The 20168-nt window shown below is 67.1% G+C and carries 17 protein-coding genes; 14 read left to right on the top strand and 3 right to left on the bottom strand.

Annotation, left to right across the window (positions count from 1 at the left end; translation table 11 throughout):
• Positions 1-44 precede the first annotated feature (44 nt).
• Both EII42_RS08080 and EII42_RS08075 read right to left on the bottom strand, forming a co-directional pair.
• Positions 45-926, bottom strand: a complete 882-nt coding sequence (locus tag EII42_RS08080; RefSeq protein ID WP_125171609.1) for an acyltransferase domain-containing protein — start codon at positions 924-926, stop codon at positions 45-47.
• Between the two features lie 224 nt (positions 927-1150).
• Entirely contained in the window at positions 1151-1957 is an 807-nt protein-coding gene (locus tag EII42_RS08075; RefSeq protein ID WP_125171608.1) for a thioredoxin domain-containing protein, read from the bottom strand.
• A gap of 158 nt (positions 1958-2115) precedes the next feature.
• Between EII42_RS08075 and EII42_RS08070 the strand changes: the two genes are divergently transcribed.
• The 4 genes from EII42_RS08070 to EII42_RS08055 are packed head-to-tail and all read left to right on the top strand — an operon-like array spanning position 2116 to position 6154.
• Entirely contained in the window at positions 2116-3450 is a 1335-nt protein-coding gene (locus EII42_RS08070) for a folylpolyglutamate synthase/dihydrofolate synthase family protein (protein WP_125171607.1), read from the top strand.
• A complete protein-coding gene (locus tag EII42_RS08065; protein ID WP_125171606.1) occupies positions 3440-3787 on the top strand; it encodes a DUF4233 domain-containing protein in 348 nt (115 codons plus the stop codon). The genes EII42_RS08070 and EII42_RS08065 overlap by 11 nt, the downstream gene beginning before the upstream one ends.
• Complete coding sequence (gene ndk, locus EII42_RS08060; protein ID WP_125171605.1) at positions 3784-4185, top strand: nucleoside-diphosphate kinase; 402 nt, start codon at positions 3784-3786, stop codon at positions 4183-4185. The genes EII42_RS08065 and ndk overlap by 4 nt, the downstream gene beginning before the upstream one ends.
• A gap of 19 nt (positions 4186-4204) precedes the next feature.
• Entirely contained in the window at positions 4205-6154 is a 1950-nt protein-coding gene (locus tag EII42_RS08055; RefSeq protein WP_125171604.1) for a TIGR03960 family B12-binding radical SAM protein, read from the top strand.
• Here the strand turns inward: EII42_RS08055 and ald are convergent.
• The gene (gene ald / locus EII42_RS08050) at positions 6147-7259 is read right to left on the bottom strand and encodes an alanine dehydrogenase (protein WP_125171603.1); all 1113 of its coding nucleotides are present in this window, start codon (positions 7257-7259) and stop codon (positions 6147-6149) included. The genes EII42_RS08055 and ald overlap by 8 nt on opposite strands.
• A 100-nt stretch (positions 7260-7359) precedes the next feature.
• On the opposite strand from ald, the gene EII42_RS08045 reads away from it, so the two are divergent.
• The 10 genes from EII42_RS08045 to rpmF all read left to right on the top strand — a co-directional run bounded on the left by EII42_RS08045 (position 7360) and on the right by rpmF (position 20165).
• Complete coding sequence (locus EII42_RS08045; protein ID WP_233558319.1) at positions 7360-8055, top strand: TIGR03936 family radical SAM-associated protein; 696 nt, start codon at positions 7360-7362, stop codon at positions 8053-8055.
• A 187-nt stretch (positions 8056-8242) separates the two neighbouring features.
• Positions 8243-10792, top strand: coding sequence for an Rne/Rng family ribonuclease (locus EII42_RS08040; protein ID WP_125171601.1), 2550 nt, complete (start codon positions 8243-8245; stop codon positions 10790-10792).
• Between the two features lie 125 nt (positions 10793-10917).
• Positions 10918-11106: a 50S ribosomal protein L28 gene (rpmB, locus tag EII42_RS08035; protein ID WP_125171600.1), complete on the top strand. Its 189-nt coding sequence runs from the start codon at positions 10918-10920 to the stop codon at positions 11104-11106.
• Between the two features lie 91 nt (positions 11107-11197).
• Entirely contained in the window at positions 11198-13411 is a 2214-nt protein-coding gene (locus tag EII42_RS08030) for an ATP-dependent DNA helicase RecG (RefSeq protein ID WP_125171599.1), read from the top strand.
• Positions 13408-14007, top strand: a complete 600-nt coding sequence (gene rsmD / locus EII42_RS08025; protein WP_125171598.1) for a 16S rRNA (guanine(966)-N(2))-methyltransferase RsmD — start codon at positions 13408-13410, stop codon at positions 14005-14007. The genes EII42_RS08030 and rsmD overlap by 4 nt, the downstream gene beginning before the upstream one ends.
• On the top strand, positions 14004-14474 hold the full coding sequence (gene coaD / locus EII42_RS08020) for a pantetheine-phosphate adenylyltransferase (RefSeq protein WP_125171597.1): 471 nt from the start codon (positions 14004-14006) through the stop codon (positions 14472-14474). Before rsmD ends, coaD begins: the two co-directional genes overlap by 4 nt.
• A gap of 103 nt (positions 14475-14577) precedes the next feature.
• Entirely contained in the window at positions 14578-18294 is a 3717-nt protein-coding gene (locus tag EII42_RS08015; RefSeq protein ID WP_125171596.1) for a glycoside hydrolase N-terminal domain-containing protein, read from the top strand.
• Positions 18295-18393: 99 nt separating this feature from the next.
• On the top strand, positions 18394-19317 hold the full coding sequence (locus EII42_RS08010) for an asparaginase (RefSeq protein WP_125171595.1): 924 nt from the start codon (positions 18394-18396) through the stop codon (positions 19315-19317).
• Positions 19318-19404: 87 nt separating this feature from the next.
• Positions 19405-19950, top strand: coding sequence for a DUF177 domain-containing protein (locus EII42_RS08005; RefSeq protein WP_125171594.1), 546 nt, complete (start codon positions 19405-19407; stop codon positions 19948-19950).
• Positions 19951-19973: 23 nt separating this feature from the next.
• The gene (gene rpmF, locus EII42_RS08000) at positions 19974-20165 is read left to right on the top strand and encodes a 50S ribosomal protein L32 (RefSeq protein WP_125171593.1); all 192 of its coding nucleotides are present in this window, start codon (positions 19974-19976) and stop codon (positions 20163-20165) included.
• The last annotated feature ends 3 nt before the right edge of the window (positions 20166-20168 follow it).

The following is a 20168-nucleotide window of genomic DNA, read 5'->3' as shown; positions in this document are numbered from 1 at the left end:
TCGCGCTCCCCGAGGTTGTCTGTCCAGACCTCAGGCATGAATCCTTAATGAACCTGCTGTGCCAGATCGAGTCGGCCCACCGGCACCGTGAGCTGATCCAAGGGAATTGACAGGATGGCGCGCTGCAGGGAGGACTGGGCCGGCAGTGCCGAGAAGTCGACGGGCTGGAGACTCAACTCCTTGCGGAAGACGAAGAAATAGGCGCTACGAGGAGAGCGTCCTCCGTCTTCGAGGATCGTGAACCGTCGTGCAAAACGGGCCATGTTCGACTTGGGATCGAGTTGCTTGACGATGAGCGGGTCGAGGAGCCAGGACTCCATCCGGAACTCCGGCAGCGGCTCGTTTGGAAGGAGAAGCGGTACAACTTCCACGGCTCGTGAGAGAGACTCGTCAACCGCCTCTGGGGTGAGTGGTCCGCATTCGGGGATGTGGACGCCGACGAAGGGGGTGCCGTCGTCGGTGCGCTCCAAGGAGAACTGGAGGCGCCCCAGCCACAGGTGCCTGCCGGTGAAGTTCGCCACACACCACGTCTGAGCTCGGAACCCGAAGAACCCGAACACTCTTCGGAAGACGTGCACCTGCTGTCCGAGATCGGACAAGGCTGCCCAGGCCAGGTCGCTGGGTAGCCCCCGAGCGACTTGCGCGTCGTGGACCGTGTCGGCGACGGCGACCAGGCCCAGCAGCGTGACCAACCCCTCGTCGAAGGTCGCGAGACCGGCGTCATCACGGACGGTGAGGTTGTCGTCGAAGAACCGGCCGATGCGGGCCACCAGCCGCTCGGCGAGCCGCATCACACGTTCCAGAACTTCAGGGTTATGGGGCAGGGAAGCGACGAGGTCGCGGCAGGCGGCTGCATCCTCGTCGCGGAATCCCAGCCGGGCCAGATCCGCCCGGGCCAGGGCAGCGAGAATCGCTTGAGGGGTCATGGGCATCTCCGTTCGCAGGGCACCAGACTGGCACGATGGTGGGGCAGCAGCCAACCCGGCGGGGCCTGGACGTACTGGCCGGGGAATCGATACAGAAACGGTCCTCACGGCCACACCACGGCCCGAACAAGACCCTGCCTCAAAAGCCGCTCCCCGCCCTCCGGAGGAAATCCGGTCGACGGGGAGCAGCGAAGACTATGGATGGGTCTGGCCTAACCCGGGGCTCAGAGCGGCTTGTTGGTGCGATCGTCCGCGCCCTCCGTGGCCTTGGTGACGGCCGTCAGGAACGAATTCTCGTCGGGCAGGATGAGCACCTCTTTGGCAGCCTCATCGTAGAACACCAGCAAGCGGCCATTGACCACGTAGGACGGCGTAGCAGTAACACCCGAGGTGTTGAAGGCGTCATTCGCCGAGCGGGCAAAACCCGCAAACGCGCGGGAATCGTAGAGTCCCTGGAACTTCTTCAACTCATCGCCGGTGATCCCGGCTTCTTCGGCGAAAGTGGTGCGCAGCTGCTCGTCCGTGTACTCAGGAGCCTGATTCTTGAACAACACCGAAGCGTACTCGCTGTAGCGGCCGACGGCGTCCGCCGTAGCCGCAGCGATCGCTGCGCGCTGCGAATTGTCACCGCGACCCCGATCCAGGAAGTAGGCCGTGCGATACTCCACCGTGAGCTTGCCCTCCGCAGCCAGTTTCTTATAGATCGGGCCGTAATCGTCTTCGCGGTGCTTGCAGGCCGGGCAGCGGAAGTCTTCGTAGATCACGAGGTGCGGCACGCCATCCTGGGGCTTCTTTCCGTCGAGCAGGATGCCAAACTCGGCGGTGGCGTTGGGCGGAGTCTCGTTGCCTCCTGCCCCGGATCCCTTGTTGAGCAGCGCGGGCACCGTGAGAATGACGATGACCGCCAGCACCGCAACGACGAGGATCGCTGAAACCCAAGTGATGATCCGGTTGGTGCGCTTGCGCTTCTCCTCCAGCATCAGTTGCTGTTGCAGCGCTGCGCGTCGGCTCAGGTTCTGGTTGCTGGCCATAGGGCTCCTCAAACGAAACGACTACTCCTTCGGCAGCCAGGACAACGCTCAATGAAGCGCGGCGGTCCCGGCTGTCGCCCACAGTCTAGCGGCACTCCGAAGCCAGCGGCCCAGTCAGCTGGCGCGCGCTGGCGGCCTCGCTTAGGCTCAGTGCCATCATGCACGACTACTCAGCGCTCACGCAGCAACTGACCTCCCGGTGGCCCGAGCATCGCGTCGCCCCCACGCTCACCCGCGTGGCGCGCCTCATGGAGCTGCTCGGCGACCCGCAGCGCGCGGTCCCGGTGATCCAGGTGGCTGGTACCAACGGCAAGGGCTCCACCGCGATCATGATCGAGAGCCTGCTGATGGCGACGGGGTTGCGCGTCGGGCGGTTCTCCTCACCGCACCTGAGCGACGTCCGCGAACGGATCTGCATCGACGGCAAACCGATCAGCCGCGAAGACTTCATCCACGTCTGGGCTGAGATCGCGCCCTACGTCGAACTGGTTGACGAGGCCCGCCACGACGGCGTCGCAATGACCTTCTTCGAAGTGATCACGGCCATGGCCTACGCGGCCTTCGCGGACGCCCCAGTCGATGTGGCCGTGATGGAGGTGGGCCTAGGCGGGCGCTGGGACGCTACGAACGTTGCCGACGCCGCAGTGGCGGTCGTTACCCCGGTGGGCCTGGATCACACCCACATCCTCGGTAGCACCCTGGCGGAGATCGCGGCCGAGAAGGCCGGGATCATCAAAGAGGGCTCCGTGGCGGTGCTGGCCGGCCAGCAGCCGGAAGCTGCGGGGGTGCTGCTGCGACGCGCCGTCGAGATGGGGTCGCGGGTGAGGGCGGAGGGACCGGATTTCGGTGTGCTCGACCGCCGCGTGGCCATCGGCGGGCAACTGCTGCGGCTGGAAACGACCGGCGGGCCCGTATCCGACGTCTTCCTGCCCCTCCACGGCGAGCACATGGCCCGCAACGCCGCGCTGGCGGTGGCCGCCGTCGAAGCCTTCCTGGCCGGGCAGCCGCTCAACCCGGAGATCATCGTCGAAGGCCTCGACCGAGTGAGCGCCCCCGCGCGGCTCGAGCTCGTGCGCACGTCGCCCCCGATCGTCGTGGACACAGCGCACAACGAGCCCGCGGCCCGCACCCTGGTGCGCGGCTTCGCAGAGGCCTACAGCTGCCAACCAACCATCGGCATCGTCGCGATGATGCGAGACAAGGCGTCCGCGGAGGTGCTGAGCATATTCTCGGAGGTGATGGACCAGGTGGTGATCACCCAGGTGGCCGGCAGCCCGCGCGCCAGGCCCGTCGCCGAACTGGCCGCGCTGGCCGAGGAGTTCTTTCCCGCTGGGGCGGTCCACCGGGCGACTACCATGGCAGAGGCAATCGACACCGCCGTCATGCTGGCCGACACGCTCTCCGAACACGGGGGAGTACTGATCGCGGGCTCGGTGATCGCGGCCGGTGAAGCCTGCCGTCTGCTCAAGAAGGAGGAGCCGAATGAGGCTTGAGCCCAGCAACCCGATGCTGACCACGCTGCGCGCCATCCTGGTGTTCGAGGTGGTGATCGTCTGGCTGGCCTTCCCCGGCATGCTCCAGGTGTCGGAGGCGTCCGTGCGCGATGCGCTCGTCTGGTGCGGTGTCGCGACGGCGCTCGGCGTGGCGGCCATCATCGGCCTCAAGAAGGCTTGGGGGTTTATCGCCGGCTGGCTGACGCAGCTTGGGATCATCTTGCTCGGCCTGCTTACCCCTTGGATGTATCTGATGGGCGGAATCTTCGCCCTCATCTGGCTGACCGCATTCATCTTGGGCGCCCGAATCGAAACCCACCGAAAGGCAACCCGATGAAAACACTCGTTCTCGTCAAACCCGACGCCGTCTCCGCGGGTCGGCTCGGCGCGATCCTCAGCCGCTACGAGGAAGCAGGCCTCAGGATCGTCGAGCTGGAGATGCGCAGGATCGACGATGCGTTCTCCGACCTGCACTACGCAGCCCACGTGCACCGGGAGTTCTACCCGCCTCTCAAGGAGTTCATGACCTCCGGCCCGCTCGTCGCGGCCATCGTCGAAGGCGACGACGCGGTTCGGCGCGTGCGTGAGTTGAACGGCGCCACCGACCCTGCGGCGGCCGAGCCCGGCACAGTGCGGGCCGACTTCGGCACCGACGTGCGGCGAAACGCGGTGCACGCCTCGGATAGCCCCGAATCGGCGGCTGCAGAGATCGGGCTGTGGTTCCCTGGCCGCTGACAGTTACAATCGCCGGGTTATGACTGCGACTTTCCCAGGCGAATCCCTGTTCCCGGACCTAGAGCCGCTGCTCGCCCAGGTCTCCAAACCAATCCAGTACGTGGGCGGCGAACTGAACTCTGTCCAGAAGGACTGGGGCTCGGTGGCCGTGCGCTGGTGCCTGGCGTACCCGGACGCGTACGAGGTTGGCCAGCCCAACCAGGGGGTGGCCATCCTCTACGAGATCCTCAACGAACTCGACTGGGCGCTGGCCGAGCGCACCTACGCGGTCTGGCCCGACCTGGCGCAGTTGATGCGGGAACAAGGCATCCCGCAGTTCACGCTCGACGCGCACCGCGCCGTCGGCGCTTTCGATCTGCTGGGCGTCAGCTTCTCTACAGAACTCGGCTACACCAATCTGCTGAGCATTCTCGACCTCGCTCAGATTCCGCTCCACTCGGCGGAACGAACCGACGCGCATCCGCTCGTCGTCGCGGGCGGCCACGCGGCCTTCAACCCCGAACCCATCGCAGATTTCATCGACGTGGCCGTGCTGGGCGACGGCGAGGAGGCCGCCATCATCCTGTCGGAGATAGTCCGCGAATGGAAGGACGAGGGCCGTCCCGGCGGCCGCGACGGGCTGCTGGAGCGGGTCGCCGGCACCGGCTCCTTCTATGTGCCCCAGTTCTATGCCGTCGAATACCTGCCCGACGGGCGAATCCAGCGGGTGATCCCCGTGCGCGACGTCGCGCCCTTCCAGGTGCGTAAACACACGCTGATGGACCTCGACGAATGGCCTTATCCGAAGCAGCCGATCGTGCCGCTGGCGGAGACGGTACACGAGCGCTACTCCGTCGAGATCTTCCGCGGCTGCACGCGTGGGTGCCGCTTCTGCCAGGCGGGGATGATTACGCGCCCGGTTCGGGAGCGCAGCATTCAGACCATCGGCGAGATGGTGGCAGGTGGGCTTCAAGCCACCGGCTTGGAGGAGATCGGCCTGCTCAGCCTCTCGTCGGCGGACCATTCCGAGATCGGCGAAGTGGCCAGACAACTCGCCGACCGCTACGAGGGGACGAACGTCTCACTGTCCCTACCCAGCACGCGCGTGGACGCGTTCAACATCGACCTGGCCAACGAACTCTCCCGTAACGGCCGCCGCTCCGGTCTGACCTTCGCGCCGGAGGGCGGCTCTGAGCGGATGCGACGTGTGATCAACAAGATGGTCACGGAGGACGACCTGATCCAGACAGTGGCCGCCGCCTTCAGTTCCGGCTGGCGGCAGGTGAAGCTGTACTTCATGTGCGGCCTGCCCACCGAAACCGACGACGATGTGCTGGCGATCGCCGACCTGGCGGCCCGGGTGATCGAGACCGGACGTGCGGCGTCGGGAACGAAAGACATCCGCTGCACCGTCTCGATCGGCGGTTTCGTTCCCAAACCCCACACTCCCTTCCAATGGGCCGCGCAGTGCGACGCCGACACTGTCGACCGCAGGCTGCAACTGCTGCGCGACAAGATCCGGCAGAACAAGCACTACGGGCGAGCCATCGGCCTGCGCTACCACGACGGCAAGCCCGGCATCGTCGAGGGGCTGCTGAGCCGGGGCGACCGTCGGGTTGGGGAAGTGATCGAGCGGGTGTGGCGCGAGGGCGGACACTTCGACGGCTGGAGTGAGCATTTCAGCTTCGAGCGCTGGATGACCTGTGCAGGCGAGGTCCTGGCCAAGTACGGCATCGACGTCGACTGGTTCACGACGCGCGAGCGTGGCTACGAGGAGGTCCTGCCCTGGGACCACCTGGATTCCGGCCTCGACCGGGACTGGTTGTGGGAGGACTGGCAGGACGCCCTCGACGAACAACCCGTCGAGGACTGCCGCTGGACGCCGTGCTTCGACTGCGGCGTGTGCCCGCAGATGGGCACCGACATCCAGATCGGCCCCACCGGGGCAACGTTGATCCCGCTGAGCGTGGTGACGCGCGACCTCAGTTGAGTTCGGCCACCTCGCGCCAAGGCAGTGAGAAAGCCTCGGCGACGGGGCGCGAGTAGAGCTCCCCGGCGTGGGTCGACAGCCCCCGGGCGAGGGCGCCGTCGGCGGCCAGCGCGGCACGCCAGCCGGAGTCGGCCAGCCGCAGCGTGTAAGGCAGGGTCGCGTTGGTGAGCGCCCGCGTCGACGTCACCGGGACCGCTCCCGGCATGTTGGTGACGCAATAGAAGATGCTCTCATGCACCCTGAACGTCGGCTCGGTGTGCGTGGTGGGGCGGCTGTCTTCGAAGTTTCCGCCCTGATCCACGGCGATGTCCACCAGCACGGAGCCCGGCTTCATCCGCTGAACCATCTCGTTCGTCACGAGGACCGGGGCCTTCGCGCCCGTGACGAGTGCGGCGCCGATCACCAGGTCGGCGGTCTCACAAAACTGCATGATGCCGAATGGGGTGGAGTATTCGGTGCGGATGGCGCCGCCCGTGATCTCCTCGACGTAGCGCATCCGGGCCACGTTCACGTCGAACACCGTGACATTCGCTCCCATGCCGCGCGCGACCCGCGCCGCGCACAGCCCCGCAACGCCGCCGCCCAGCACCGCCACCTCGCCGGTGATCACCCCGGTGGCCCCGCCGAGCAACACACCCGCGCCGCCGGCGAACTTCAGCAGGGCATTGGCGCCCATCTGCGTGGCCAGCCGACCCGCGATCTCCGACATCGGGGCCAGCAACGGCAGCTGGCCGTCGTCGAGTTGCACGGTTTCGTAGGCGATCGAGGTCACCCGTCGGGCGAGCAATTCTTCGGTGAGCTGCGGCTCGGCCGCCAGGTGCAGGTAGGTGAACAGCACCTGACCGGCGCGCATCAGGCCAAACTCGCTCTCGACTGGCTCCTTGACCTTCAAGACCATCTCGGCCTCGCCCCACACCTGCTCCGGGCCGCCAACGATGACTGCCCCGGCCGAGCGGAAGTCGTCATCGAATATCCCCGAGCCGATCCCGGCACCCGATTGAATCAGCACGGTGTGCCCGCGCTTCCGAAGGGAATGCACCCCGGCGGGCGTTATCGCTACACGAAACTCGTTGTTCTTGACTTCGGTTGGGATGCCAACGTGCACGGCTGCTCCATTCACTTCGACGCTGAATCAGCGTCCAATCTACGCTCACAACAGGTCAGCGCGTGGGCGGGTGGGGAAAATCGAAGTAGAATCACGGCCCGTGGTACCCCGTAAACAGCCGCCGCAACAGCCGCCGCCCGCGCAGAAGATGCGCCTGCGCTACGCGAAACGTGGCACGGCTCGCTTCACCTCGCACCGAGACTTCGGCCGGGCGCTGGAGCGGGCACTGCGGCGTGCCGACGTGCCCATGGCGTACTCATCCGGTTTCAACCCCCACCCGCGAATCTCCTACGCCAACGCGGCCCCGACGGGCGCCTCGTCGGAAGCCGAGTACGTCGAGCTTGGCCTCGCCAAGACCTGCGACCCCGGCAAGTTGCTGGCTGCATTGAACGACTCGCTGCCTGGAGGCTTCGTCATGCTCGACGCCGCAGAGGCCCTGGCGGAACCGCTGGGGGATCTGCTCCAGGCTTCGGACTGGGTAGTGAGCCTCGAAGCCGACCCGAAGACCGTTTCTCAGGCGATCGAACAGCTGCTGGGGCAGGAATCCGTCGTCGTCGAACGCATGACGAAAAACGGCCTGCGCTCCTTCGACGTACGCGCCGCCGTGCTGGGCTGCGTCAAGCACCCGGACGGATTCCAGGTGCGCATCCGACACACCACGCCGCTGGTTAGGCCCGACGACGTGGTGTCGGCGCTGCGGGGTTTCGCGCCCGAGCTGCCGAAACTGGTGCTGCTGCACCGGGTGACGCAGGGCCCGTTGACGGTTGACGGCATCGGCGATCCTCTCCGTCCCTGAGGTTTTGTTGGCGCGAACTTGGTGGAGTGTGCCAGAATGCAGGGAGGTCAAGGCGCCGCCGGCGCCACCGGACGGCTTTGAGCTGCACCGCGACGACGTTCCGCACGCGACTGCTCGAACCCCGGAGATCGTGAGTTTTAGGCACTTAGTGCCCGTCCGCGCGCTGCGCGTTAGGAGCCTGTAGTACATGGCCGAATCGGAAGCAACCGAGCCCACTCGTCGTCGTCGCGCCGCCTCGCGGCCGGCCGGCCCACCCGTCGAGGTGGAGGTGACGCCCGTGGAGGCGGTCACCGGGCTGGCCGCCCCCGTGACGGGGGTGGCCGTCGTCGCGGAGTCGCCCGCCCCCAGCCCGCGCTCGGCCCGGAGGCGCGCCAGCCGGAAGGCAGCGCCCGCGGGTGTGGATGCCGAAGTCGTGGTGACCGCAGCCGACGCGCCCGTCGCCGACGAGGCGGCCGAGGCGCTGGCCCAGGCGGAGGAGAAACCCAAGCGGCGACGTAGCCGCAAGGTCGAGGCCACGCCGGCTCCGCAGGCCGACCCCGAGGAGGACAAGGGCGCGGCTCCGGCTCTCGTGGAGTTGCCCGCCCCGGTTCAGGAAGAGAAGCCGAAGCGCACTGTGCGGCGGCGCGCTAGCCGGAAGGCAGCGCCTGCGGATGCGGATGCCGAGGTGGTGGTGACGGCGGAGGAACCGCCCAAGCAGGAACCGATCATCGATGTGGCGGCGCCCGCCGCCGAGGAGAAACCGAAGCGTCGCCGCTCGCGGAAGACTACCGAGCCCGAGCCCGAACCCGTCGCCCAGGAGGCCGAGTCGACCGACGAGCCCCAGGAGCCGGACGAGATCGACGAGATCGCGCTCGCGTTGGCCGAGGCCCAGCGGGTGGCGCAGCAGCGGATCGTCGCGAATCCATTCATGACCGACGCTGACCGGGACACCCAGCTGGCTGCGCTCGCCGGCGCGATCGCGGCGGGTGAGGATCCCGAGGTTCCCGGCGACGCCGAGCAGGAAGCGGACGCCGAGGAAGGGGCGCAGGACGACGCGGAGGAAGCGGAGGACTCCGACGAGGAACGCCCGTCGCGCCGTCGTCGCCGCCGCGGAGGCCGCCGTCGCAGGCGGGCTGGCAAGGAGGATTCCGAAGACGAGTCAGACGAGGCCGAGGAACCCGCCGAGGGTGCCGAGGAACCGGGCGAGGAAGACGAGGCCGCCAGCGAGGAGAGCGGTACGACGCGCCGTCGACGCCGGAGGAGGCGTCGTTCCAGCGGCTCGGACGAGGCGGAGTCCACGGATGACGAGGTGACCGGCATCGAAGGCTCCACCCGGATGGAGGCCAAGCGCCAACGCCGCAAGGAGTCCCGCGCCGCAGGGCGGCGCCGCGCACCCATCCTTAGCGAGGCGGAGTTCCTGGCGCGCCGCGAGTCCGTCGCGCGCAAGATGATCGTCCGCCAGGGCGAGGATTACACGCAGCTCGCGGTGCTTGAGGACGACATCCTCGTCGAGCACTACGTTGACCGGCCCTCCGCGTCGTCGCTCATCGGCAACATCTACCTGGGCAAGGTACAAAATGTGCTGCCCAGCATGGAGGCGGCCTTCATCGACATCGGACGCGGGCGTAACGCCGTGCTGTACGCGGGCGAGGTCGACTGGGACTCGTTCGGCGTCACTGGCGAGGACCGCAAGGTGGAGAACGTCCTGAAATCCGGCCAGTCGATCGTCGTGCAGGTCACCAAGGATCCGATCGGTCAGAAGGGTGCGCGACTCACACACCACATCTCCTTGCCGGGGCGCTACATCGTCTACTCCCCTGGGGGGCACCTCTCGGGCATTTCCCGCAAGCTCCCGGATACCGAGCGTTCGCGCCTGCGGGACATCCTGTCCGATCTGATCGGCGACGACGAGTCGGTGATCGTGCGCACTGCGGCCGAGGGCGTGGGCGAGGAGGACCTCGTGCGCGACGTGAACCGGCTGAAGGCCCAGTGGGAGATCATCGAGAAACGGGCCAAGCAGGGCGGGGCCCCGCAGGCGCTGTACGCGGAGCCCGACCTGACGCTGCGCATCATCCGTGATCTATTCACCGGGGACTTCGGCGAGATCATCGTCCAGGGCGACGGCGGGCAGGAGGACGCTTTCGAAGCGATCTCCGCCTACGTCTCCCACGTCGCCCCCGGGCTCATCGAGCGGGTGCACCGCTTCGAGGTGGGTGAGGACGGCAAGGATGTGTTCGCGCGCAACCGCATCGACGAGCAGATCGCGAAGGCGTTGGAGCGTAAGGTCTTCCTGCCGTCCGGTGGTTCGCTCGTCATCGATCGCACCGAGGCCATGACCGTCATTGACGTCAACACCGGGCGGTTCACCGGCTCCGGGGGCAATCTGGAGGCCACAGTCACGTCGAACAACCTGGAGGCGGCCGAGGAGATCGTTCGCCAGCTGAGGCTGCGCGACCTGGGTGGCATCATTGTGATCGACTTCATCGACATGGTGCTGCCCAGCAACCGAGAGCTCCTGCTGCGCCGCCTCGTGGAGTGTCTGGGCCGGGACCGCACGCGCCACCAGGTGGCGGAGGTCACCAGCCTGGGCCTGGTGCAGCTCACCCGCAAGCGCATCGGAACGGGGCTCGCGGAGGCCTTCACGGAGGAGTGTGAGACCTGCCACGGCCAGGGCTACCATCGTTTCGAGGAGCCGGTGGATTCGCAGGCACCCGCCGACGGCGGCGACCGCGCCACGCGCAGGCGCCGGAAGCGCTAGCCCGGTTGATGCGCCAGGAAGGACGAGCCAAAGCAGTTCCCGGTCGTTTTGCGCGACATGTGGATATGCGTTACAGTTTTGCAGTTGCCTTCGGGCAAAACGTAGTACTAACCGAGGAGATTCCGATGGCCGCCGTGTGTGACATTTGCGCCAAGGGTCCCGGCTTCGGGCACAACGTGCCCTGGTCGAAGAAGAAGACCAAGCGCCGCTGGAACCCGAACATCCAGCCCGTCCGTGCTGCCGTTAGCGGCCGTGCGAAGCGTATCAACGCCTGCACGTCCTGCATCAAGTCAGGCAAGATCCTCGCACGCTGACGCGAGAGCTCAGGGGCGGTCCTTCAGGGCCGCCCTTTTTCTTTTCCAACGAGTGCTCCGTTCCCGCAAACAGCCCCGCTAGGCTCAAATCATGTACCGTTCCGCGATCTATCGTGAACTGGCGCGCAAGCTGCCCGACGTCGTCGGCGTGCCCACGGCGAAAGAGCTGTCGCGACTGGGGCTGGAAACCGTCGACGACCTGATCCGTCACGTGCCGCGCCGCTACGTTTCGGGTGGGCAGATGACCGAGTTGGAGAACATCCGGGTGGGCGACGACGTCGTGGTCATCGCCACGGTGCGTTCCACGACGATCCGCAGCGGCACGCGCATGCGGGTGGAGTCGGTGATCGCCGACGCCGCCGGCACCGAACTCGTCGTGACGCTGTTCGTGCCCTCCAGCCGACGTACCGGTCGCCCGATGGAGAACTATGCGACGCACTGGGCGGGCCAGCTCGCCGCAGGGGCGCGAGGCATCTTCGTCGGCAGGGTGGGTGAGTTTCAGGGGCGGTTGCAGCTCACGCACCCCGACTACGTGATCGTCGAGGGGGCGCGGATCACGGCACGCAAGAGCGACTCGGTGAAGGAACGCTCCAAGGCGGCGCTCGCACGCCTGGCGGATCGTGCCACGATGATCGGGATCTACCCCGCCACCGCGCGGATGCCCACGTGGCTCGTCGCCGAGGCCGTGCAGCTGGTGGCGCCCACCATCGCGGAGGATCCACTGCCCGAGTGGGTGCTGCAGGAGGCGGGCATGCCGGCCCTGTCCGACGCGCTCAGGGCCGTGCACGAACCCACAGACCTGCAAGCGGCGGAGCGCGGAAAGGAACGGCTGCGCTTCGACGAAGCCTTCGGCATCCAGCTGGCGATGGCGCACAAGCGCGCTGCTGCGGCCAGCGCGCCCGCAGTGGCTCGGCCCCGCGTCTTGGGCGGGCTGCTGGAAGTACTCGACGCCCAGCTGCCGTTCGAGCTGACCCCCGGCCAGGTGAGTGTCGGGGAGACGATCTTCACGGAGTTGGCCCGGACCCGTCCGATGCACCGGTTGCTGCAGGGCGAGGTGGGCTCGGGCAAGACTCTGGTGGCGCTGCGCGCGATGCTCGCCGTGGTGGACAACGGCGGCCAGGCGGTGCTGGTGGCCCCGACGGAGGTGCTGGCTCGGCAGCATCACCGGGCCATCCGCCAGCTGCTCGGGCCGCTGGGGGAGGGCCGCAGCCTGGCGCATCCGGGGGCTACCGACGTGGTGTTGCTCACCGGCAGCCTCCCCGCAGCGCACAGGCGCGCGGCACTCAACTCAATCATCACCGGGGAGGCAGGCATCGTCGTGGGCACACACGCCCTCTTCTCCGACCCGGTGAGCTTCTTCGACCTCGGCCTGGTGGTGATCGACGAACAGCATCGTTTTGGTGTGGAGCAACGCGCGGTGCTCAGCGCTCAGGGGCGAGCCAAGCCGCACACGCTCGTGATGACCGCCACCCCGATCCCGCGATCGATCGCCATGACCATCTTCGGCGACCTTGAGGTGTCCGAGCTGCGAGAGCGCCCGGCAGGCCGCGCGGAGGTGCAGACCGTATTCGTGAACACCAGCCGTCACCCCGCCTGGGTGGAGCGGGCCTGGCAGCGGGCTCGGGAGGAGGTGGCCGCCGGTCGGCAGGTGTTCGTCGTTTGCCCGGCGATTGAGCCCGGCGAGTCGGCCGGCGAACGCCAGCTGACGAGCGTCGTCGAACTTGCGGACCGGCTCGGGTCCGGGCCGCTGGCCGGGCTGCGGCTCGGGGTTGTGCACGGCAGACAGTCTGCGGACGAGCGGGCCCGGCAGATGAGCCGCTTCGCAGACGGGGAGACGGACGTGCTCGTGGCCACCACCGTGATTGAGGTGGGTGTGGACGTCCCCAACGCCACGATGATGATCGTGCACGACGCGGACCGGTTCGGCATTTCCCAGCTGCACCAGCTGCGCGGCCGGGTTGGGCGGGGCCAGCACCCGGGATTGGCGCTACTACTGGCCCCAGTCGGTCCCGACGATGTTGCGGCCGAGCGGCGACTAGCGGCGGTTGCCAGCACCACCGACGGCTTCGAACTCGCGGAGGCCGACCTCGCCATTCGTCGCGAGGGCGATGTCCTGGGGGCGAACCAGTCCGGGGCCTCGTCGCTGAAGATCCTGCGCATCGCCGACGTGGAGGTCATCGAGCGGGCAAAGGAACTGGCCGAGCGGGTGCTGAGCGATCCGCGCGCAGCCGACGATCCTCGGCTGGCGGATCTGCTGGAACAGGCGCGGCAGGTGGCCGCCGGGGAATGGCTGGAGAAGGGATGAGCAGAATCATCGCGGGCAGCGCGCGTGGCCGCAGGCTGGCGACGCCGAAGGGGGACCGGACTCGCCCCACCACCGACCGGGTGCGGGAGGCACTGTTCTCCGCGCTGGCGAGTTGGTTCGGCACCAGCGAACTTCCCGCCGACGAGCAGCTGTCCGGCCTGGCCGTGCTCGACCTGTTCGGCGGCTCCGGGGCCGTCGGGCTGGAGGCGGCGAGCCGGGGCGCGGCGCGCGTCACCATCGTCGAGGCCGATCCGGCCACCGTCCAGCTGATCCGCCGCAACGCCGCCGACGCCCGGCTGGCCGCGCAGGTGATCTGCGCCCGCCTGCCCGGCGGGCTCGCAAAGGTGTCGGGGGGCTGGGACCTGGTCTTCGCGGACCCGCCCTACGACCTGCCCGACGCCACGGTGGCCGAGGTGCTGGCGGGCGTGGCAGCAGCCGGTTTCCTCACGGTTGACGCGCTGGTCGTCGTCGAGCGGGCCAAGCGCAGCCCGGCCCCGACGTGGCCCGCGGGTTTCTCAGATTCCTGGGAGCGCGGGTACGGTGAGACCACGTTGCATTTCGGGACCAACCAGGTCCCGGACGAGGAGGCCGGATGAAGGTGGTGTGCGCGGGGTCGTTCGACCCGATCACGCTGGGCCACGTCGATGTGATCGAGCGTGCCGAGCGCCTGTTCGGCGAGGTGGTGGTGGCCGTCGGCAACAACTCCTCCAAGCGCTACGTCTTCCCCTACGAGGAACGGATGGAGCTGGTGCGCGGCGCGCTCGCTCATCTGGGGCACACATCGGTGGAGCCGTTGTCGGGGCTGCTGGTGGACTTCGCAGCCGAGCACGGCGCCACCGCGATCGTCAAGGGGCTGCGTTTCGGGGCGGACTTCGACTTCGAGCTGCAGCAGGCGCACATGAACCAGTCCCTGACCGGCATCGAGACGATCCTGCTGCCGGCCGCGCGCGGTTTCGTGACGCTATCCTCGACGATCCTTCGGGAGGTTTTTCGGCTGGGCGGAGACGTCAGCCAGTACGTTCCTGGCAACGTTAACGAGGCCATAAGGCGTAGACAGAGCTAGGTCGCGCAGTTTGTCTGCGCGCTTTGTGCCGAGCGGTTCTCAACCTACGGAGCCGTTGGCAATATATGGAGCACCTTTGTAACGAAGCACGATTGGTGTTCGCATGAAATATCGCATTGGGCTGCTCGCATTGGCGCTGGCAGCAAGCGGGTTTGTAGTGACCCCACAATTCGAGGCAGCGGCCGCGCCAGCCACGACCGATCAGGTGCCGCTAAAGCTCACGTATGGTCAGCCAGCCAGGCTGGACATGTGGCAGGACGAGTCCCTGCCGATCGGCAACGGCGCCCTGGGAGCCTCGATTTTTGGCCAGCTGCGAGCCGACGAGATCACGTTGAACGAGAAGACCCTGTGGACGGGAGGCCCGGGCGTTCCGGGCTATCGCTACGGCAACTACACCGAGGAGGAGAAGGGCAGGCGGCACGCCAACCTGGAGGCCCTGCGGCAGGAGCTGCGTACTAACCACACGGTGAACGCCAACCGGGTCGCCCAGCTGCTCGGCCAGCCGAAGCTCGGCTACGGCTCGTACCAGAGTTTCGGCAAACTCAAGTTCAACTTCGAGGATACCGCGGACGCGACGGATTATGTGCGCTCCCTCGACCTGGACAACTCTCTCGCAGCCGTCGAGTACACCGTCGATGGCACGAAGTTCAAGCGCGAGTACTTCGCCTCCTATCCCGCGGGCGTGATCGCGATGCGGGTCAGTGCCGACAAGCCGGGAAAGGTGTCGTTCACCACCACCTACGACCGAAACGCGAACAAGGCTGCCCGAAACCGGCACGAACGTGGCCTGGCCGATGCGAACATCGAGGTCTCGGAGGACGGGGTGATCGACGTCTTCGGGGCGCTGGAGGACAACGGCCTGAAGTACCACGCGCAGACCAAGGTGGTCAATGAGTCCGGCACGCGTACCAAGGTTGCCGACGGGGTGCAGGTGGCGAACGCCGACTCCGTCACTATCTTCTGGAGCGCGGGCACCGACTACAAGCTGGAATACCCCAGCTACCGCTCCGGCGAAAACGCCGAGGTGCTGAAACAGAAGGTGGGTGGCCGGGTGAGCGCGGCCGCCGCGGCCGGATACGCCGAGGTGAAATCGGCGCACCAGGCCGACTACAAGAAGCTCTACGACCGGGTCAAGCTCGACCTGAAGGCTGCCAGGCTGACGAAGCACACCGACGCGGTGCGCAGCGCCTACCGAGGCTCTGGCGCGCAGGACCGGGCGCTGGAGACGATGTTCTACCAGTTCGGCCGCTACCTGTTGATCTCGTCATCGCGCGACGGGTCGCTGCCGGCAAACCTGCAGGGCGTTTGGGAAGACGGCAACGAGGGCGTGCCGTGGAGTGCCGACTACCACACCAACATCAACCTGCAGATGAACTACTGGCCCGCGCTGTCGTCGAACCTGGGCGAAACTACCGCCCCCTACCTCGCCTACATTGAGGACCTGGCGAAGGCCGGCGTCGACTCCGCAAAGAGCATTTTCGGCTTCGACAAGGGCTGGATGGTCATGAATGAGACCACCCCTTACGGCTTCACGGGTGTGTTCGATTGGGCGACCGCTTTCTGGTTCCCGGAGGCGAACGCTTGGTTGGCCCAGGCCTTCTACTGGGAGTGGCTCTATAACGGTGACCGCGAGTTTCTTGCCGAGCGGGTCTGGCCGATGCTGCGCAAGACCTCCGACTTCTGGGTCAACTACCTGGTGGACGACCCGCGCGACGGCACCCTCGTCGCCAGCCCCTCCTACTCCCCGGAGCACGGCCCGTTCACGGCGGGTGCCGCCATGTCGCAGCAGATTGCGACGGAACTGTTCGAGAGCACCGTCGCGGTGGCCAAGGAGCTGGGCAAGGAAAACGAAGTCGCCGACGTGGTGGCCAAGCTGGCGAAGATCGACCGTGGCCTGCACGTCGGCTCCGACGGGCTGATGCAGGAGTGGAAGGTGTCCAGCGTTCGTGGCGAGCCGCAGCATCGGCACACGAGCCACCTCTACGCGCTCTTCCCGGGACACATGATTTCCCCGGCGGATCCGGCGGACGCGCAGTACGTCGCGGCGGCGGAGAAGACCCTGCTGGACCGTGGAGATCTGGGCACCGGCTGGTCCATGGGCTGGAAGATCAACTTCTGGGCCAACCTGCGCGACGGCAACCACGCGCACAAGCTGCTCACCAACCTGCTGTCCAAGGGCACGTACCCCAACCTCTGGGATAAGCATCCCCCGTTCCAGATTGATGGCAACTTCGGTGCCACGTCGGGTGTGAACGAGATGCTGGTCCAGAACGAGCGCGACCACGTCGCGGTGTTGCCCGCGCTGCCCGCCGCCTGGGCGGAGGGTTCGTTCGACGGAATCCGGGCCTGGAATGGCCTGACCGTCGGCGCCACCTGGGAGAAGGGCTTGGCCACTGAGGTTCGGGTGACCCCGGATCGGGCCGGACTGGTGGCGGTGGGCACCACCTTGGCTTCGTCGAGCACGAAGGTGCTGGATCCTGAGGGCAACAAGGTTGAGGCCGAGGTGGTCGAGGGAGTCGTGGCTTTCGAAGGCGAACCGGGCAAACAGTACCGGATCACCGGCGAGCAGGTGAGCGTCGAGTTCCACTGGGTGCCGGAGTACATCACCTACGGTGCCGAGACAGAACTCCAAGTGAAAGCCAACAACGCGCCCGAGGGCTCCCAGCTTCAACTGACCCTGCCCGAGGGTTGGGAGGTGCTGAGCGACAACCCGCTCGCTGTGCAGGGCACCACCTACCAGCGGTTCCGCATCAAGGCGCCGGCCGCGGGCACCAGCGCTCGGGCTACGGTGACGCTGAAGCACCAGCACGGTTCGCTGCCCGTCGGCACCACACTCACGTTGCGGGATCCGCTGAAACTGAGCCCGGAGGCGATGAACGTCGTCGCCTGGTCGAGCCAGGAACCCACGGGTGAGGGTGCGCCGAACGGTTGGGCCAGCGCCGCCGTTGACGGGGACATGGGCACCTACTGGCATTCGCAGTGGCAGGCCCGGCAGGTTCGCCCGCCGAACTCGGTGGTCATCGATCTGGGCGAGCCGGTCGAACTCACGAAGCTGATCTACCACGCCCGCCAGGGCGACCGGGCGAACTACAACGGCCAGGTGTCGCGCTACGCGGTGCATGTCGCGACGGAGGGCGCGTTCGTTGCGCCCACCGAGGATCAGATGGCTTCTCCCGAGTTCCCGGAGCCGGCCGACGTGCAGTGGACGGAGGTGTCCACCGGGGACTGGACTCTGGCAAACAAGGATCCGAAGGAGGCTTCCTTCGGCGATGATGCGGTGAGCGCGCGCTATGTGAAGTTCACCTCGCTGGCTGGTTTCGGCAACTGGTCGCATGCGGCCGAACTGGAGTTGGTCCCTGCGAATCCCACGGTCACCACCCCGGCGGCTCCGGATCTGCCGGAGAATCCGCCGGTGGCGCCGCCGACGCCCAGCGTGTCTCCTTCGCCCAGTGTGTCTCCCTCGGCGAGTGCTTCGGCTTCGCCCAGCGTGTCTCCCTCGGCGAGTGCTTCTCCCTCGGTCAGCGCCTCCGTTTCGGCGAGTGCTTCGGTCTCCGTTAGCGCCTCCGCGTCGGCTTCGGCCAGTGCGTCCGCTTCGGCGAGTGCGAGCACGCAGCCACAGCCGTCGGTCGATCTGAGCCCGAGCGCATCGTCGCAGCCCACGACGGATCCCAAGCCGACGGATCCCAAGCCGACGGCGCCCAAGCCCGCCCCGACGGATGCCCCGCCCGCGCCCAAGCCGCAGCCGTCGCAGGGGCAGCCCTCGGCGTCGCAGCCTTCTGTCGCCAAGCCACGCCCCGGCCTGCCCAAGACCGGTAACTGAACTGCGCTGATACTGCTTGGGGCGGGGGCATCTCCCCGCCCCAAGTGGTTTGTCGCCCGCCGGGTGCGCGTCCGAGGACGGTGCAATAAGGTGTGCCACATGCTAGACATCGAACTCGCGGTGGTGCACCGCGGCTGGGTGGCGGAATCGCACCACCGTGGCCGCGTCGTCGTGACCCGCCCGGACGGCAGCATCCGGCTCGCTTTGGGCAGCCAGGAGGAACCGACGCTGCCTCGTTCCGCGCTGAAGCCCTTCCAAGTGATCGCCATGGTGGAAAACGGGCTCGATCTCCACGGCGAACTTCTGGCCCTGGCCGGGGCCTCCCATGCGGGGGAGGACCTACACCTGACGGGCGCCGAGGAGATTCTGGCTGGGGTTGGGCTGAGCCCGGCCGACTTCGTGCACACCCCCGACCTGCCGGTCGACGAGGACGCGCGAATGGCCTGGCTGGCGGCGGGTAGGGGCCGGGAGCCAATAGCCCATAACTGTTCCGGCAAGCATGCGGCAATGCTGCGTACCTGTGTGCGCGCAGGCTGGCCTAGTGAAGGCTACCGCGATCCGCAGCATCCACTGCAGCGCGCGATCCGGGCGGTTATCGCGGACTATTGCCAGGTGGTGGGGGAACCGGTGGTGGACGGCTGCACGGCTCCCGCATTCGCGACGACGCTGCCCGGGCTGGCGCGTGGATTCGGTCGGCTGGCCGCTGCCGCTGAGGGCCCCGCCCGACAGCTCGCCGACGCGTTCCGCGAGCATCCCGAATACATGTCGGGCACGAAGGATCCCTCGGTCGCACTGCACCGTGCAGTTCCCGGGCTGGTCGCCAAGCTCGGCGCGGAGGGTATTCTCGCCGTCGGGCTGCCCGACGGCACCGGCATCTCCTTCAAACTATCCGACGGGATGGGCCGGGGCCGCTTCGAGGTGGCAGCCACCATCCTGGGCGCCCTTGGCCACCAGGTGTCGGTGCCCGAAGAGGTGCGGATCTCCGCCGAGTTCGCGGACGCGCTCGCAGGTTTGGGCAGCTGAGCAAATTGCGTCTACGGGCGCTCTCCGGTACAGTTGGCGGTCGGTCAACTACGAGGTCAAGCTCGGCTAGGAGTTGGGATACCCGCCATGAAGTCTGATCATCGCGCAGCTGATCGTCGCTCACCGCTCGTCTTCGACGTGCATGAAGTGGGCCGGCGTCCGGGTGTGATGAAGGAGTTCGAGGTCACGGTACCCGCCCCCGGCGAGCTCGGCAGCGCGGTGATCGGAGTGCCGGAAGGCTCACCAATTCAGCTTCACCTGAAGATGGAGTCGGTGGTCGAAGGCGTCCTGGTGTCGGGTAGGGCTGCGGCGGATATCGTCGGCCAGTGCTCCCGCTGCCTGGCGGAACTTGAAGACAGCGCGTCCTTCGAGTTCCAGGAGCTGTTCTACTATCCCGGTCGCGAGATCGAGGATGACGAGAGCCTCATCGTCGACGAGACGGTGTGCATCGAAGAACCGCTCAGGGGCGCCGTGGTGCTCGAACTTCCGTTCACGCCCCTGTGTGACGAGGACTGTTTGGGACTGTGCCCCGAGTGCGGGCTCGACCTCAACGCCGATCCGGATCACGATCACGGCGCGCGGGTGGACCCCAGGTGGGCGAAACTCGCCGGCTTGACCGGAGACAACGAATAGAGCTTTTAGTACAAGGAGTTGACATGGCCGTTCCGAAGCGGAAGATGTCGCGCAGCAACACCCGTTCGCGTCGTGCGCAGTGGAAGACGTCCGTCGTCCCCACCGTGACTTGCGCAAACCCGGCCTGCCGTGAGCCGCATCTGCAGCACACCGCCTGCCCGTCGTGTGGCCAGTACGGCCCCCGCGGCCAGCGCCGTCAGGTTGTAGAGGCCTGAGCC

The sequence above is a fragment of the Tessaracoccus sp. OH4464_COT-324 genome, from assembly GCF_003932855.1.
Taxonomy (GTDB): domain Bacteria; phylum Actinomycetota; class Actinomycetes; order Propionibacteriales; family Propionibacteriaceae; genus Arachnia.
This window is presented reverse-complemented; position numbering and strand designations above follow the sequence as displayed.